This is a genomic window from Halorubellus sp. JP-L1, from assembly GCF_011440375.1.
Lineage (GTDB): Archaea > Halobacteriota > Halobacteria > Halobacteriales > Natrialbaceae > Halorubellus.
On record NZ_JAAOIR010000001.1, the window covers coordinates 1,478,885 to 1,492,618 of the forward strand.

General features: G+C 68.3%; 17 protein-coding genes and 1 tRNA gene. 8 read left to right on the forward strand and 10 right to left on the reverse strand.

The window, feature by feature from the left end; translation table 11 throughout:
- Positions 1 to 101 precede the first annotated feature (101 nt).
- Together G9C85_RS07465 and G9C85_RS07470 are read left to right on the forward strand one after the other, a co-directional pair.
- Complete coding sequence (locus tag G9C85_RS07465; RefSeq protein WP_166038444.1) at positions 102 to 1,796, forward strand: GTPBP1 family GTP-binding protein; 1,695 nt, start codon at positions 102 to 104, stop codon at positions 1,794 to 1,796.
- A gap of 104 nt (positions 1,797 to 1,900) precedes the next feature.
- A complete protein-coding gene (locus tag G9C85_RS07470) occupies positions 1,901 to 2,845 on the forward strand; it encodes a M48 family metallopeptidase (RefSeq protein ID WP_166038446.1) in 945 nt (314 codons plus the stop codon).
- A gap of 103 nt (positions 2,846 to 2,948) precedes the next feature.
- Here the strand turns inward: G9C85_RS07470 and G9C85_RS07475 are convergent, their stop codons facing one another.
- The gene (locus G9C85_RS07475) at positions 2,949 to 3,635 is read right to left on the reverse strand and encodes an HAD family hydrolase (protein ID WP_166038447.1); all 687 of its coding nucleotides are present in this window, start codon (positions 3,633 to 3,635) and stop codon (positions 2,949 to 2,951) included.
- A gap of 108 nt (positions 3,636 to 3,743) precedes the next feature.
- On the opposite strand from G9C85_RS07475, the gene G9C85_RS07480 reads away from it, so the two are divergent.
- A complete protein-coding gene (locus G9C85_RS07480; protein ID WP_166038449.1) occupies positions 3,744 to 4,814 on the forward strand; it encodes an anthranilate phosphoribosyltransferase in 1,071 nt (356 codons plus the stop codon).
- A 131-nt stretch (positions 4,815 to 4,945) separates the two neighbouring features.
- On the opposite strand, the gene G9C85_RS07485 is transcribed toward G9C85_RS07480, so the two are convergent.
- From G9C85_RS07485 to G9C85_RS07495, 3 genes are all read right to left on the reverse strand, one after another.
- The gene (locus G9C85_RS07485) at positions 4,946 to 5,560 is read right to left on the reverse strand and encodes a methyltransferase domain-containing protein (RefSeq protein ID WP_166038451.1); all 615 of its coding nucleotides are present in this window, start codon (positions 5,558 to 5,560) and stop codon (positions 4,946 to 4,948) included.
- A gap of 106 nt (positions 5,561 to 5,666) precedes the next feature.
- Positions 5,667 to 6,341 carry a cyclopropane-fatty-acyl-phospholipid synthase family protein gene (locus tag G9C85_RS07490; RefSeq protein WP_166038452.1) on the reverse strand — a complete coding sequence of 225 codons (675 nt, stop codon included), beginning with the start codon at positions 6,339 to 6,341 and terminating at the stop codon, positions 5,667 to 5,669.
- A 183-nt stretch (positions 6,342 to 6,524) separates the two neighbouring features.
- The gene (locus tag G9C85_RS07495; protein WP_166038454.1) at positions 6,525 to 7,493 is read right to left on the reverse strand and encodes a succinylglutamate desuccinylase/aspartoacylase family protein; all 969 of its coding nucleotides are present in this window, start codon (positions 7,491 to 7,493) and stop codon (positions 6,525 to 6,527) included.
- A 222-nt stretch (positions 7,494 to 7,715) separates the two neighbouring features.
- Between G9C85_RS07495 and G9C85_RS07500 the strand changes: the two genes are divergently transcribed.
- On the forward strand, positions 7,716 to 8,294 hold the full coding sequence (locus G9C85_RS07500) for a peptidylprolyl isomerase (RefSeq protein WP_166038456.1): 579 nt from the start codon (positions 7,716 to 7,718) through the stop codon (positions 8,292 to 8,294).
- A gap of 142 nt (positions 8,295 to 8,436) precedes the next feature.
- Here G9C85_RS07500 and G9C85_RS07505 read toward each other — a convergent pair whose 3' ends face one another.
- Positions 8,437 to 8,652 carry a hypothetical protein gene (locus G9C85_RS07505; RefSeq protein WP_166038458.1) on the reverse strand — a complete coding sequence of 72 codons (216 nt, stop codon included), beginning with the start codon at positions 8,650 to 8,652 and terminating at the stop codon, positions 8,437 to 8,439.
- Positions 8,653 to 8,780: 128 nt separating this feature from the next.
- Between G9C85_RS07505 and G9C85_RS07510 the strand changes: the two genes are divergently transcribed.
- Complete coding sequence (locus G9C85_RS07510) at positions 8,781 to 9,185, forward strand: ferredoxin (protein WP_240148786.1); 405 nt, start codon at positions 8,781 to 8,783, stop codon at positions 9,183 to 9,185.
- 96 nt (positions 9,186 to 9,281) lie between these two features.
- On the opposite strand, the gene G9C85_RS07515 is transcribed toward G9C85_RS07510, so the two are convergent.
- Together G9C85_RS07515 and G9C85_RS18570 are read right to left on the reverse strand one after the other, a co-directional pair.
- Positions 9,282 to 9,728 carry an SRPBCC family protein gene (locus G9C85_RS07515; protein ID WP_166038460.1) on the reverse strand — a complete coding sequence of 149 codons (447 nt, stop codon included), beginning with the start codon at positions 9,726 to 9,728 and terminating at the stop codon, positions 9,282 to 9,284.
- A 180-nt stretch (positions 9,729 to 9,908) separates the two neighbouring features.
- A complete protein-coding gene (locus tag G9C85_RS18570; protein ID WP_193570607.1) occupies positions 9,909 to 10,454 on the reverse strand; it encodes a hypothetical protein in 546 nt (181 codons plus the stop codon).
- A gap of 95 nt (positions 10,455 to 10,549) precedes the next feature.
- On the opposite strand from G9C85_RS18570, the gene G9C85_RS07525 reads away from it, so the two are divergent.
- Positions 10,550 to 10,634 (forward strand) — tRNA-Leu (locus tag G9C85_RS07525).
- Between the two features lie 106 nt (positions 10,635 to 10,740).
- Positions 10,741 to 11,571: a DUF4097 family beta strand repeat-containing protein gene (locus G9C85_RS07530; RefSeq protein ID WP_166038462.1), complete on the forward strand. Its 831-nt coding sequence runs from the start codon at positions 10,741 to 10,743 to the stop codon at positions 11,569 to 11,571.
- A gap of 19 nt (positions 11,572 to 11,590) precedes the next feature.
- Here the strand turns inward: G9C85_RS07530 and G9C85_RS07535 are convergent, their stop codons facing one another.
- The 3 genes from G9C85_RS07535 to G9C85_RS07545 form a co-directional block, all read right to left on the reverse strand.
- The gene (locus G9C85_RS07535) at positions 11,591 to 11,875 is read right to left on the reverse strand and encodes a hypothetical protein (protein ID WP_166038464.1); all 285 of its coding nucleotides are present in this window, start codon (positions 11,873 to 11,875) and stop codon (positions 11,591 to 11,593) included.
- A gap of 114 nt (positions 11,876 to 11,989) precedes the next feature.
- On the reverse strand, positions 11,990 to 12,382 hold the full coding sequence (locus G9C85_RS07540; RefSeq protein WP_193570608.1) for a hypothetical protein: 393 nt from the start codon (positions 12,380 to 12,382) through the stop codon (positions 11,990 to 11,992).
- The gene (locus G9C85_RS07545) at positions 12,379 to 12,723 is read right to left on the reverse strand and encodes a helix-turn-helix transcriptional regulator (protein ID WP_166038466.1); all 345 of its coding nucleotides are present in this window, start codon (positions 12,721 to 12,723) and stop codon (positions 12,379 to 12,381) included. The genes G9C85_RS07540 and G9C85_RS07545 overlap by 4 nt, the downstream gene beginning before the upstream one ends.
- Before the next feature lie 246 nt (positions 12,724 to 12,969).
- On the opposite strand from G9C85_RS07545, the gene G9C85_RS07550 reads away from it, so the two are divergent.
- Positions 12,970 to 13,713 (forward strand): sensor domain-containing protein, encoded by a 744-nt coding sequence (locus G9C85_RS07550; RefSeq protein ID WP_166038468.1) that lies wholly within the window; start codon positions 12,970 to 12,972, stop codon positions 13,711 to 13,713.
- Positions 13,714 to 13,734 lie beyond the last annotated feature (21 nt).

Below are 13,734 nucleotides of genomic sequence, written 5' to 3' on the forward strand. Positions count from 1 at the left end.
TAGCACGCACACGGTGTCCACCCGAGCAATCGAGACGCTGGTGTGCCAAACGCACCCGTGTGACGGGAAGCCTTATGCGAGTCTCTCACTAACGACGCGATATGAGCCCTGACAGGGCCGTGTTGCAGCGCGCCCTCGACCGCGGCGAGCGCGAGGGTGGGAGCGTCGAGTTCAAGGAGCGACTCCGGAAGGACCTCCACCTCTCTGACGGCCGCCGGGAGTCCCTCGCGGCGCAGCTCCGGCATCGCGTCCTCTCGGGCGACGGCGAAGCGACGTACGTCGTCGGCGTCACCGACGACGGCGGACTCGCGGGCGTCCCGCCCGCGGAGTTCTCGGAGTCCATGGACGTCCTGAGTCTGCTCGCCGAGGAGGCGGGCGCGCACATCGACGAGGTGCAGACGTGGAGCGTCGACGATGCTGGTGCACGCGCCGGTACGGACGTCGACGTTGCGGGCGCACAAGCGGGCAGCGGATCGGCGACGGACGACGACGACAGCGCCGACGGCATCGTCGGCGTCGCGACGATCCAGGAGGGCGCGGTCCTCGAGACGGACGACGAGCACATCGTCGTCGGGACCGCGGGCCACGTCGACCACGGGAAGTCGACGCTCGTCGGGTCCCTCGTCACGGGCGAGGCGGACGACGGCGAGGGCGCCACGCGCTCGTACCTCGACGTGAAGCCCCACGAGGTCGAGCGCGGTCTCTCCGCTGACCTCTCCTACGCCGTCTACGGGTTCGACGGCGACGACGAGCCCGTTCGGATGCAGAACCCGCACCGGAAGACCGACCGGGCGCGCGTCGTCGACGAGTCCGAGAAGCTCGTGTCGTTCGTCGACACCGTCGGGCACGAGCCGTGGCTGCGGACGACGATCCGCGGCCTCGTCGGCCAGAAGCTCGACTACGGCCTGCTGACGGTCGCGGCCGACGACGGGCCGACGAAGACGACCCGCGAGCACCTCGGCGTCCTGCTCGCGACCGAGCTCCCGACGATGGTCGCTATCACGAAGGCCGACCTCGTCTCCGAGGAGCGCCTCGCGGCGGTCGAGCGCGAGGTCGAGACGCTCCTGCGGGACGTCGGGAAGACGCCGCTCCGGATCGGTCGTCACGGCGTCGACGCGGCCGTCGACGAGGTCGGCGACGGCGTCGTCCCCGTGTTCGTGACGAGTTCCGTCGAGGGGCGCGGACTGGACGCGCTCGACGAGGTGTTCCGTCGCCTCCCGAAGACCGCGGGCGACGACGGCGACTTCCGGATGTACATCGACCGCACCTACTCCGTGACCGGAGTGGGCGCGGTCGCCTCCGGCACCATCATGCGCGGCGAGGTCGAGGCCGGCGACGAACTCCTGCTCGGGCCGATGCCCGACGGCTCGTTCCGCGAGGTCGAGGCTCGCAGCATCGAGATGCACTACCATCGCGTCGACGAGGCCAAGGCCGGGCGCATCGTCGGCATCGCACTCAAGGGCGTCGACGAGGCCGACATCGAGCGCGGGATGGTGCTCGTGCCCGCGGACAGCGACCCGAAGCCGGTCCGCGAGTTCGAAGCCGAAGTAATGGTGCTGAATCACCCGACCAGGATCGGCGACGGCTACGAGCCGGTCGTCCACCTGGAGACCATCAGCGAAGCCGCGGTGTTCCACCCCGAAGGCGGCCAGTTGCTTCCCGGCGACAAGGGGAACACGCGAGTCCGGTTCAAGTTCCGTCCGTACCTCGTCGAGGCGGGCCAGCGGTTCGTGTTCCGCGAGGGCCAGAGCAAGGGCGTCGGCACCGTCACCGGCGTCCACACCGACGACGACTGAGTGCAGTGGCGTACGGTCGAGCGACTGCCCGACGACTCGGTGACGCGGACGACGAGAGGGGCGACCCCGGTGACGTTTTGGTCGGCCGTCGCCTACCCTCGACCATGACCGACGGGGCCCGTCGCGCGCTGCTCGTCCTGACGGGCGTGCTCTCCTTCCTGTTCTACGTCGCGATCGCGGTCGTCCTCGCGAACGTCGCAACCGTGGTGCTCGCGGACCCGCCAGCACCGGGGGTGCTCGTCGCCGCGGTCGTCGCGAGCGGCCTCGCGTTCGGGTACCTGAGCTATCGCGCCGGCCCGACGCGCATCCTCGGGGCGCTCGACGCACGACCGGTGCCGCGCGCGACCGCGCCACGGCTCCACGAGCGCCTAGAGGCGATCGCCGACCGCATGGACGTCCGGGCGCCGTCGGTGTACGTCGCGGCGCTCGACGCACCGAACGCGCTCGCCGTCGGCGCACGCGGCGGCGGCGTCGTCGTCCTCGACCACCGCCTCCCGCGCATCCTTCGCCCTGAGGAACTCGACGCCATCCTCGCGCACGAACTCGCGCACCTCGAGGGGTACGACGGCCTCGTCCAGACCCTCGCCGCGAGCGTCCTCCAGACCGTCGCCGGCATCGCGTTCCTCGCCATTCTCCCCGTCGGCTTCCTGTTCGCCGGACTGTCCAGAACGGCGACCTACCTCGCCGGCCAGCAACCCGAGCCGTTCCGCGTCCACCTCCAGCGTACGCACTACCGCGTCGGCCAGCTCGTCGTCCTCGCACTCCTCGCGTTCACGCTCGCACTCCGCGCACACTCCCGCCGCCGCGAACTCGCCGCCGACGACCGCGCCGTCGACGTCACCGGCGACCCGCTCGCGCTCGCCCGCGGCCTCCGACGCATCCAGCGCGCCAGCGACCCCTACCGCGGCCTCTGGAGTTCGCTATTCGTCCACGGCGAAGAGGACGCCCTCACGGAACTGCTCGCGACGCACCCATCGATGGACGACCGCATCGAACGCCTCCGAGCGATGGCCGACGACCGCCAGCGAATCACGGTCGACGTCGAGTAGCGGTCAGTATCCACCCGAACCGGCGGCCTGGAGGCCGCCGTATGCTACACGAGTCAGTACCGACCGGAAACGGCGGCCTGGAGGCCGCCGTATGCTATAGCAGTCAGTTCCGCCACGGCGGTGTCGCGAGTTCGTCCAGTCGTTCGACGGTGAAGTGCGGTTCCGGGTCGGGTTCGGTGGTGCCGTCGTGGAGCCACGCGGAGCGGACGCCCGCGGCGTGCGCGCCGGGAACGTCGGTCTGGAGGGAGTTCCCGACGTGGACCGCGCGGTCCGCAGTCGTCCCGAGATCGTCGAGTGCGGCGTAGTACGCGTCTGGCTCGGGCTTCGCGGGTGCGTCGTAGCCCGCAAAGACGACGGTCTGGAACGTGTCCGAGAACTCGAGCGCGGAGAGCTTCCGGCGTTGCATCTCCGGCGCGCCGTTCGTCACCACGCCAAGCGCGTGGTCCTCGGCGAGTGCCTCCACGGCCGCCTGCGCGCCCGGCAGCGGGTCGACGTTCGTGTGGTCGCGCGCCTCCGCGAAGTGGTCCGCCATCTCGTACGCGAGGTCCCGAGAGCGCCCGTACTCGTCGGCGAGGTTCGCGAAACATATCTCGCGGAGCTCGCGCATCCCGTCGTGCTCGTCGTCGTCGTTCACCACGCGCTCGTAGGCGTCGTAGTACTCCTGCACGTCGAAGAACGGCTCGACGCCGACCGCCTCGAAGCTCGCCCGGAGGAGGTCCGCGCTCGTCCGCCGGTACTCACAGAGCGTGTCGTCGAGGTCGAAGAGGACGGCGTCGACGGCGTCGGTCATACGATACGGTACGTACTCGATCCCTCTTGGGATTCCCGGTTTCTCGACCGTGTCCGAGCACTCAGGACTTCCGAGACGCTTTTGCGCGGACCGTCCCAACCCCCGTGCATGGCAACAGGCGAGCAGCGGTTCGGCGAGTGGCCGTTGAAGCGACTGATGACGGAAGTCGTCGGGTCCGGACACAAGTCCGCGGAGGACATGACCCGCGACCAGGCGCGAGAGGCGTTCCAGCGCATCCTCGCGGACCAACCCGACCCGACGACGCTCGGCGCGTTCTGGCTCGCGAACCGCTGGAAGCGCAACAATCCCGAAGAACTCGGCGCGTACGTCGACGTGATGCGCGAGGAGACCGTCGAGACCGCCGAACCCGACTGCGACCCCGTGGACTGCGGTGCGAACTACGACGGCAAGGGCCGGTCGATGATCTTCGGCGTCGCCGCCGGCGTCGTCGCCGCCGCCGCGGGCACGCCCGTCGTCGCCCACAGTGGCGATAGGGTGCCGACGCAGAAGCAGGACGCGTACAAGCACGTCCTCGACGAACTCGACGTCCGCACCGAACTCGAGCCCGAGGAGTCCGCGGAGATGGTCGACTCGACCGGGTTCGGGTTCTACTACCAGCCAGCGTTCGCACCCGGCATCGACGACCTCTTCGAGCGCCGCGACAACATGGGCGTCCGGACGTTCGTGAACACCGTCGAGACGCTCGCGAACCCCGCGAACGCGGACGTCCACCTCGGGTCGTTCTACCACCTCGCGTTCGCGAAGAAGGTCTGCGAGACGTTCCAGGCGAGCGAGCAGAGCGACGTCTCGAAGGTCGTGATGTTCCAGGGGATGGAGGGCTACGACGACGTCCGCCCCGGCTACACGAAGGTCGCCGAGTGGCGTCGCGAGGGCGACGACCTCTCGGACTACGAGATCGAGACCGCCGAGTACGGGATGGACGTCGAGGAGGAGGACCTCCAGGTCGAGGACGTCGCCGAGGAATCCGCCGCGATCACCGAGGCGGTGCTCGCCGGCGAGCGCGACGACGCGTTCGCGGACGCCGTCGCGCTCAACGCCGCACTCCGGATGTACGCTCGCGACGACGTCGACAGCATCCAGAATGGTATCGACGAGGCACGCGCGGCGGTCGACGACGGCAGCGCGCAGGCGGTCCTCGAGGACCTGCGGGACTTCTGAACGTCCCGGTCCAGCACTCCCGAAGACCAGAACAAAACGATTCACAGCCTCCACCAGTCCTCACGACGTGAATCGGTAGATACAGCATCCACGTGTAACAGATGGGGCAGGTGGAAGGATAGATTGACGGGTTAGTTCGGTTTCCGGGCGAACAGTATCTCTGCTGCGTGTCGGTGGGGTTCACCCCCCGAGTTGTCGTCGAAGATTATCTCCTCAGATTCGATGACCTCCCAGTCACGATAGTATTCCATCAACTCGCCTCGGGCGTAGAAATACTCGCGTTCCGTCCAGTCCGGTGCCGTCGGAACGTCGGGATGGTCCACGAAAGCGAACATTGCGTGAATCCCGTCGGCAGTCGTTTTCTGTTTAAAGTGATCGAACTGTCGATCCCGGTTCTCAGGTCGAATATATTGAATCGCACCGGCCGAATAAACTACATCAACCGCCTCGGGGAAGGTGGCGTCGTTTGCATCAGCTTCGATCGTCTGGAGGGGGACCTCTCGCTCGTTGGCAAGACGCTCGGCCTTCGCCAGGCCGTTGGGAGAAACCTCCAACGCATACACGTTCCATCCTTGTTCAGCAAAAAACACCGCGTCCCGTCCCTCACCGGCTCCAACGTCAATCGCCGTGATGCCAGAATTAGCCTGTGAAGCAATCTCCGTCGTCTTCTCGGCCATCCCGTTTGGCTCTGTACCCCAGTAATACTCATCTAGCCCGTATACTCGTTCTCGGTCGGCGAACTTCATGGCTCAACCGTTCCATCAGGCATCTTAACGGCTCTGATACATTCGCACTCTCGTTCTAACGGCTAAGTCACCGAATTACCGGTGGAAACAACGCTTGGGGGTGGTTCTAGGGACCCCGTTTCCGTTCAAGTACCGAGAGTAGCGCGGGGACCTCGCCGCCGCGGGAGACGAACGTCTCGTCCCGGAACTCGACGACGCGCCAGTCGCCGTCCGAACCGTCACCGTCGGTTCCGTCGGCGTCGAATGCGTCACGGACGTCGCGCCGCGAGATCAGGTCCGGCGGCCAGTCCTCTGGCGCACCGGGAGCGAACGAGAGGACGAACGCGCGCCCGCCGGGTTCGAGGACGCGAGCGAGCGCGTCGGCGTAGGCGCTCCGGCCGTCGTCGTGATCGCTGTCCGGGCCGCCGAGCGCGTGGAAGACGCCGACGTCCAGAACCGTCGCGGCCTCGTTCGCGTCGACGACGCCCCCGGTCGTCCCGAACTCGAGCGCGTCGCCGACCGCGAACTCCACGCGGTCGTCGAGGCCGCGCTCGGTGGCGCGGGCGAGGGCGCGCTCGACGGCCGTCGGCGCGACGTCGACCCCGAGGACGTCGTACCCCTCGCTCGCGAGGAAGCACGACTCCGTGCCGAGTCCACAGCCGACGTCGAGGACCGGATTCGCGATCGCGTCGCTCGCCACGAGCGCCTTGACGACCGGCTGCGGATCGCCAGTGTCCCAGCCGACCTCGTCGTTGCTCGCGTACGCGCCCTCCCAGCCGGTGCCGGAGTCCTCGTCGGACATGGAAACGAGAGCACTCGGCACGGGGAAATAGAGCCACCGGTCGACGACGAACGCACGCGATCCAGACAGTCGACGACCACGACGCTCCTCTCCCCAGACGGCGACAGAAACGGCGACCTCACGGTCGCCGTACGCTTGTCAGTCAGTATTGGAAACGCCGACCTCACGGTCGCCGTACGCTTGTCAGTCGGTGATCGCCACACTCGCAAGTCGGTCCCCGGCCTTCACCGTGGCTTCGCGCGTGATGGCGTACAGCAATCCGTCGCGGTCGAACGTCGGGCGCTGCAGGACCTCGTACGTCGTCGGATCGTAGACGGTGCCGACGTCGTCGCCTGGGGCGACGCGCTCGCCGAGTTCGAGCGCGGGGTTCGGGCGGAAGAGGCCGCTGTCGGTGGCGTCCACTCTGCCGAGGTGGTTGCGGGCGACGACGGGGTCGGTCGTGATCGGCTGGCCGTCGAGGACGCCGACGTGCCGGCAGACGTTCAGGACGCCTCGAACCCCGGCCTCGACCGCCGGCTCGACTATCTGGCGGGAGTGCGCGAGTTCGGGCGTGATGGCGGGGATGCCCTCGCGAGCGGCGGCGACTCGTAACTTGCCGTCGAAGTCGCGGCGATGCCACTCGTCGGGCGCGTCGTCGCCGCGGCGCTCGCCGAGGAGGAGGTCGGTCCCGAACGCCTCCGCGAGCGCTCGCGCTTCCCGATCCTCGTGCGGGTAGACGACGTGCGAGAGCAAGTCCGGGCTCCCCGTGTGGAGGTCGACGACCGCGTCCGCGTCTGCGACGAACTCCCAGAGGCGCGCCGCCATGCGCTCGTGTAGTGACCCCTCGGCGTCACCCGGCCATACCCGATTCATGTTCGAGTTCACCGCGTCCAGCGACGCCGGCGCAGTGTACCCGACGCGGTCGAACGTCACCGGGTTCGCGACCGGGACCGCGATCACGCGCCCCGACAGCTCCGAGAGCGGGAGTTCGTCGTGAACGCGCCGCAGCACCTCCGTCCCGTTCACCTCGCGGCCGTGCTGAGCGGCCTGCACGTACACCGTCGGCCCCGCCTCCGGGCCCTCGTACACGTGCACCGTCGTCGCGACGCGGACGCCCGACGGGAGCCGAGCGAGCGCGACGTCCTCGCGACGGTGACGAGCGGAACGCGTCATCGATTACGCGAACGTTCGACGGGCGCAGTCTTGAATCTCACCCCGACGAAGGACAGGTCGGAAACGGCACCGCCGACCGGAACCGCCGACCCGGAGGCCGCCGGATGCTGGTGAGCCAGATGGAACCACGCCCTCCCGACCGGAACCACCGGCCAAGAGGCCGCCGGATGCTGGTGAGCCAGATGGGGCAACGTTATCCCGAAGGGACACCTCCCTTCTGGTATGACGATAGCTGCAACCATCCACACGACACACGGCGACGTCGACGTCGAACTCTACGAGAAGAAGGTCCCGCGAACGGTCTCGAACTTCGTCGGCCTCGCGCTCCAGGATCCGGCCGCTGACTTCGAGCCGTCGCCGCTTTCGACGACGTGGGAGGACCCCGACACGAGCGAGATCCGCGGCGACTCGCTGTACGCCGGCGCGGACTTCCACCGCATCATCCCCGACTTCATGATCCAGGGCGGCGACCCCGAGGGCACCGGTCGCGGCGGCCCCGGCTACCAGTTCGACGACGAGTTCGACGACGAGCTCTCCCACGACGGCCCGGGCGTCCTCTCGATGGCGAACGCCGGCCCCGACACGAACGGCAGCCAGTTCTTCATCACCCTGGACGCCCAGCCCCACCTCGACGGCAAGCACGCCGTCTTCGGGAAAGTCACCGACGGGATGGACGTCGTCGAGGAACTCGGGTCGCTCCCGACGGACGGCCGCGACAAGCCCCAGGAAGAGGCCGGCATCGAGTCCGTCACGATCCACGACGACGTCGACCACCTCGACCTGACGACCGCCGACGCCTGACGGCGGACCCGCAGCCGACCACGCATTCGGTTTCTCGTAACCCCAGCGGTGTGCGGACTTCCCGCTGGCGACGTTCTCGATCGCCGGAAGCGACGCGACTGCTCTCCCTGCGTAGCGGATGGGGACGCGGTCAGGGGTGGCGTCAGGTCGTGCTCTCCCTGCTGAGGCCGTCGCTCGGGTCGTTCCCGTAGTACAGCGCGACCGTACCGATGGCCGAGAGCACGAGGACGAGGAACGTCCAGTACTGCGAGTACGGCCAGACGTCGGCGACGTAGACGTCCACCAGGAGGAGCGGCCCGAGGCTGAGGACGCCCGCGAGGGAGAACCAGCCGAGCCACCCGAAGTCGTGTCGTGCCATGTCCATCCGAGAGTCGGCGATTGCGGCGAAAAGCCACGTTGCTTGCGACTGCGTGCCACGGCTCAGGGGTCGGTTCGGGGCAGTGGGATACCGACAACCGAAAGGTGGCCGAGTCCCGAGTGAGGCACATGAGTGACGCCGAGGACGCCGCGGACGCTACGGATGCCGCGGACGCTCCGGACGCCGAGGGCACCGGGGATGACGCGGACGCGCACGCAGCGAGCGAGATCGGGGAGGCGAACGCGCCACCCGTCGAGGAGGCACCGTACAAGCTCATCTTCGAGGCGAACAAGTGCTTCGGCGCGGGGAAGTGCGCGGAGAAGTCGACGAACTGGGAGCTCAGCATCGACACCGGCCTCGGGACCCCGCGCGCGTACTTCTTCGACGAGGCGGACCTGGAGCACAACGTCGCCGCGGCCGAGGCGTGTCCCGCGAAGAAAGACCAGGGGATCATCCACGTCGTCGACCGCCGCACCGACGAGGAGATCGCGCCCGACCCCCACGGCGACGGGACGCTCAGCGTGGACTGGTAGAGCGCTCGCTCGAGGGGGTCGGCCGACGGCAGAAGGAGCGCTGTCGAGCGCTATAAGGAGAAACCGATTCGAGGAGAGAGCTCCGAGCGTGGAGCGTCAGGCCGCGACCTTCGCTTCGGCCTCGACGAGGTCCTTCGTGAGTTCGAGGCTCTGCGAGAACTGGCGCTTGTTGTACCGCTTGGCGACGGGTGCCACGATGCGGTCCCGGAGCCGGTCGCCGAACTCGTAGTCGGCGCGCTGGACGACGGTCGTCCCGCTGGGCGTCTCGGCGTACTCGAAGTGGATGTCGCCGCTCATCCCGCCGTTCTCGAACGTCATGATGTGTTCGGTGGGTTCGACGCGGCGCAGGGTGAGGCCGCCGTCGAGTTCCATACCGAGCATCCTGTACGTGGTGTCCATCCAGATGCCGTCGTCGGTCTCCTCGCCGACGTCGACGGAGACGAGGCTGGGGTTCGTCCGGAGCCAGTTCTTGGGGTCGTCGTTGAACGCGAAGACTTGGTCGATGGGCGCTGCGATCTCGATCGTGTGCTCGAATGTGGGCATTGTGATTGCTCTGTACCAAACCGACTCGCGCAGTTCCCAGACGGTGGACGGATGCGAGAAAGGGAGTTGTACACCTACCAAGAGGAGCCCTGAGAACTTAAATAGATACTACTCATAAGTTATCAAGTGGTTCTCGTTCGTTCTGCGGGACGATCATGCTGGCCACGGGCGCAATCGCGGTTACTCCTCGCCGCTACCGTCGTCTCCGCGGTCTGCGGGCGGGTTCGACCCGTCGACCGTCGGTTCGTCGTCGGATTGTTCCGTCGTTTCGTCGGCGCGTGGCGACGGCTCGTCGGTGTCGTCGGCGCGTGGCGACGGCTCGTCGGTGTCGTCGGCGCTCGAGTCGCCCTCCCTGCCGTCGCGATCGGCGCGGTCGTTCCGGGCGTTCGCGGCGTCGGCGCGACGAGGGTGGTCGTCGCCGCGATCGTGGCGGTCGCGGTGATCGCGACGGTCGTGTTCGTCGGTGCCGCCGGTCGCGATGGCGATGGCGCGCGCGATCACGTACATGAGGACGATCCCGGTGCCGACGGCGAGGACGAACTGGCCGACGACCCCGAAGACGAAGCCGATCCCGGAGGGGCCGAGGAGGAGCGCGAAGACGAACGGGACGACGGCGATGGCGACGAACAGCCCGACGAGTTTCGCGAGCCTGACGGCTTCGAGGAGGATCTGGTCGGTATCGAGCGTGTCGTCTCGACGGTCGACGAACGGCGTCTCGGAGGGCATCGACCACGTCTAATCAGTATGCTTTCATAAGCGCGGCGGTTGGGCGCCGGGGCAAGCGAAACCGACTTGGCATCCGCGCCGGTAGCCGAGGGTGCGCGAGGGTGGCTGAGCCAGGCCAAAGGCGGCGGACTTAAGATCCGCTCTCGTAGGAGTTCGTGGGTTCGAATCCCTCCCCTCGCATCGCCGTCGCGAGCGGTGTCGGAAGGTGTATTTAAGTCTTCGGGCGAGTTGTTCGCTCGTCAGTCGTGAAGACCGGTTGAAGTATGTGTCGTCCGTTCGGTTGGATATGGAACGAATGCTCTCCAGACGGCGGCTGCTCGCGGGGACGGGAACGGCGCTTGCGGCGGCGCTCGCTGGCTGTAGCGGGTTGACGCCGTTCGTCGGGAAGCGTCAGGAGTCGAGTCGTAGCGTCGGCGTCGAGGGCGTGAGCGCGCTGTCGGCGGTCGTGGACGTCGGCGACGTCTCGGTTCGGTCCGCGGACCGCGATGACGTTCGCGTGGACGTGGTGAAGCAGTCGAGTTCGGTGAACGCGGACCTGTCGAAGCTCGAGTTCCGCGTGGAGCGCCCGAGCGACCGCGTGCGGTTGCGTGGCGAGTGGACGGGCGACAGCGGGTTGTCAGGGCAGCCGTCGCTGGATCTGGACGTCGTGGTGCCGCGGTCGCTCGCGGTGACGCGGGTGCGAACGGACGTCGGTGACGTGGACGTCGAGGACGTTCGCGGGGACGTTCGAGCGAGGACGTCGACGGGCGACGTGACGCTTCGGTCGGTGTCGGGCACGGCTCGTGCGGAGACGAGCACGGGCGACGTCGTCGTCGGTGACGTCGACGGGTTCGATGGCGCGGAGTCGAGTACGGGCGACGTCGACGTGGAGATTCCCTCGATAGACGGCGACACGACTGTCGAGACGAGTACCGGGGACGTCTCCGCGGCTATCGGCGCGGGCATGGACGCGGACGTGCGGGCGTCGACGAACACCGGCGACGTCGCGGTCGGCAATCTGGCGCTCGACGACGCGTCGGTCGGCGAGACGTCGGCGTCGGGGACGCTCGGCGGCGGCGGGCCGCTGCTGCGATTCGAGACGCGGACCGGCGACGTGCGGCTGGAGACGCTCGAGTAGGCGGAGCGGCGGGTCGCTCTCAGGTGCCCTCGAGCGAGTAGAGGATCGCGAGCAGGCCGGCGACGTTCGAGAGCATCACCGCGAGGAGTACCATCGCGTCCGAGAGCGCGAGGAGTGGCGTGAGGCCGTAGACGAGGACGCCGGGAAGGACGGCGATGCACGCGATGCCGACGGCGAGGTAGCGCATAGCCGCGCTGTCGTTCCGTCGGCCGCCGCGGTACGCGAGCCCGGCGACGACGCTGCCCGCGAGCGCAGTCGCGGCCGCGGAGAGCGCCGCCAGCGTCGCGACGTCAACGCCCGCCATAGACCACCTCCATCCAGGCGGAAACGGCCGCCCGGAGGCGGCCGTACGCTTCATCGTCCACCGTAGACCACCTCCATCCAGGCGGAAACGGCCGCCCGGAGGCGGCCGTACGCTTCATCGTCCACCGTAGACCACCCCCAGGATGAGAAGCAAGCCGGCGAGCTGGCTCGCGGTCACGGCGAGGATGCGGGTCGTTCCGGAGACGCCGGGCGTGGTCGCGAGCGCGACCCGGAGCGTCATCGGGACGGTCGTCAGGAGGACGAGGCCGACGCCGAGCACCGCCATCCCGGGTTCGCCGCCGTCCCGGTACCCGCGGTAGAGGCGAGCGGCGAGGTACAGCGAGAGCGCGGTCGCGACGAACAGCGCGGCGAGCGCGAGCACGACCACGACGGGGTCGCCGCCCGTCGTCGTCTGGAGTGGCGCGGCGCCCACGTCGCCGCCCGGCGTCGTCTGGAGCGGCGTGCCCGGCCCGATGGCGACGACGGGGAGTGCGGCGTCGGGCGTCATTTGAATCCCTCGTAGAGTCGCGTGAAGCGGTCGCTCGGTGCTTCGCGACGGTCGACCTCGACGTCGAACCCGTGTTCTTCGAGGTAGACGTGGACGGCGTCGAGGTTCGCGGCGTACACCTTGTAGTGGTGACCGTCAGGGTCCAGTACCTGATCGTCCGTCAGCAAGTCCGCCTCCTGGAGGCGTTCGACGCGCCGGTAGATCGTCGACGGGTCGGCGTCGCACGCGTCGCTGAGGGCGTCCACGGACTTCGCCTCGTTCCGCGTCTGGACGAGGATGCGCCACGCGTAGCCGTCGCTGAGGAGGTCGACGACGTCGTCGACTTCGGCCTCCTCGGGCATCGTTACGCGACTACTTGGACCGACGACAAAAGCGTCCGGGTCGCGAGCGCCGGCGGCTGCGTCGGCTGCGTCGCAAGTGCCGGCGGCTACGTCGCAAGTGCCGTCGCCTGCGTCGACCGAGGTGGTCGTGCGTTCCACACCGCGTCGACGTCGCGACCGGACCTCCACGTATCCCCGCGTCGAGTTGTCGCGTCGGCAACTCGACCCGAACGTTTATGCTCGAACTCCGGGCTGCGTTATATACGAATGGTCGCGATGGCGTCCGCTCGGGTCCGCGAGTACGCCGGGGCGTTCCTCGCCGTGCCGGTGCGACAACAGACGTACCTGAACCTCCTCTACCTCTCGCTGTCGCTCCCGCTCGGGTTCGCGTACCTCCTGTTCGTCGCGCTCGGCGTCGGTCTCGGCGTCGGACTCGCCGTCGTGCTCGTCGGCGTCCCGCTCCTGCTCGGCGTGCTCGTCGTCGCACTCGGCCTCGGTTCGCTGGAGCGAGCGCTCGCGGCGTTCCTGCTCGACCTGGACGTCGAGGCTCGCGCGTTCGACGCGGACGCGTCGATCACGGAGCGCGCCGTCGCGCTCGCGACGGACGTCGGGACGTGGAAGACCGTCGTCTACCTGCCGACGAAGTTCGCCCTCGGCCTGGCGACGCTCGTCGTCGGAACGGGCGTGATCGCGACGGGCGTCAGCATGCTGCTCGTCCCACTCTACTACCACGAACCGGGACTGTACGTCGGCGTGGTGAGCGACCGGCCCGTGGAGCTGCATCCGACGCTGTACGTCGCGTGGGACACGCTCCTCGTCGGGTTCGAGGCAGTGTGGACGCTCGGCGCGTGGCGCGTATCCACGCTCGCAGAGGCCGTCGTCGTCGCCGCCCTCGGCGCGCTCCTCCTCCTCGCCGGCCTGCACATCACGAACGCGCTCGCTCGCGTCTCGAAGTGGTACACCGCGTTCATGCTCGCCGACGCCTACGACGTCCTCGGCGTCGGCCGCTAGGAACCGAGAAGCGATTGCGTG

Excerpts from the sequence above, each read along its gene's own strand:
- G9C85_RS07505 (WP_166038458.1), bottom strand. The coding sequence starts at position 8,652 with ATGGCACGACACGACTTCGGGTGGCTCGGCTGGTTCTCCCTCGCGGGC.
- G9C85_RS18570 (WP_193570607.1), bottom strand. The coding sequence starts at position 10,454 with ATGCCCTCCGAGACGCCGTTCGTCGACCGTCGAGACGACACGCTCGAT.
- G9C85_RS07490 (WP_166038452.1), bottom strand. The coding sequence starts at position 6,341 with ATGTCCGACGAGGACTCCGGCACCGGCTGGGAGGGCGCGTACGCGAGC.
- G9C85_RS07515 (WP_166038460.1), bottom strand. The coding sequence starts at position 9,728 with ATGCCCACATTCGAGCACACGATCGAGATCGCAGCGCCCATCGACCAA.
- G9C85_RS07470 (WP_166038446.1), top strand. The coding sequence starts at position 1,901 with ATGACCGACGGGGCCCGTCGCGCGCTGCTCGTCCTGACGGGCGTGCTC.
- G9C85_RS07540 (WP_193570608.1), bottom strand. The coding sequence starts at position 12,382 with ATGACGCCCGACGCCGCACTCCCCGTCGTCGCCATCGGGCCGGGCACG.
- G9C85_RS07535 (WP_166038464.1), bottom strand. The coding sequence starts at position 11,875 with ATGGCGGGCGTTGACGTCGCGACGCTGGCGGCGCTCTCCGCGGCCGCG.
- G9C85_RS07530 (WP_166038462.1), top strand. The coding sequence starts at position 10,741 with ATGGAACGAATGCTCTCCAGACGGCGGCTGCTCGCGGGGACGGGAACG.
- G9C85_RS07550 (WP_166038468.1), top strand. The coding sequence starts at position 12,970 with ATGGTCGCGATGGCGTCCGCTCGGGTCCGCGAGTACGCCGGGGCGTTC.
- G9C85_RS07475 (WP_166038447.1), bottom strand. The coding sequence starts at position 3,635 with ATGACCGACGCCGTCGACGCCGTCCTCTTCGACCTCGACGACACGCTC.
- G9C85_RS07510 (WP_240148786.1), top strand. The coding sequence starts at position 8,781 with ATGAGTGACGCCGAGGACGCCGCGGACGCTACGGATGCCGCGGACGCT.
- G9C85_RS07495 (WP_166038454.1), bottom strand. The coding sequence starts at position 7,493 with ATGACGCGTTCCGCTCGTCACCGTCGCGAGGACGTCGCGCTCGCTCGG.
- G9C85_RS07545 (WP_166038466.1), bottom strand. The coding sequence starts at position 12,723 with ATGCCCGAGGAGGCCGAAGTCGACGACGTCGTCGACCTCCTCAGCGAC.
- G9C85_RS07500 (WP_166038456.1), top strand. The coding sequence starts at position 7,716 with ATGACGATAGCTGCAACCATCCACACGACACACGGCGACGTCGACGTC.
- G9C85_RS07485 (WP_166038451.1), bottom strand. The coding sequence starts at position 5,560 with ATGAAGTTCGCCGACCGAGAACGAGTATACGGGCTAGATGAGTATTAC.
- G9C85_RS07480 (WP_166038449.1), top strand. The coding sequence starts at position 3,744 with ATGGCAACAGGCGAGCAGCGGTTCGGCGAGTGGCCGTTGAAGCGACTG.
- G9C85_RS07465 (WP_166038444.1), top strand. The coding sequence starts at position 102 with ATGAGCCCTGACAGGGCCGTGTTGCAGCGCGCCCTCGACCGCGGCGAG.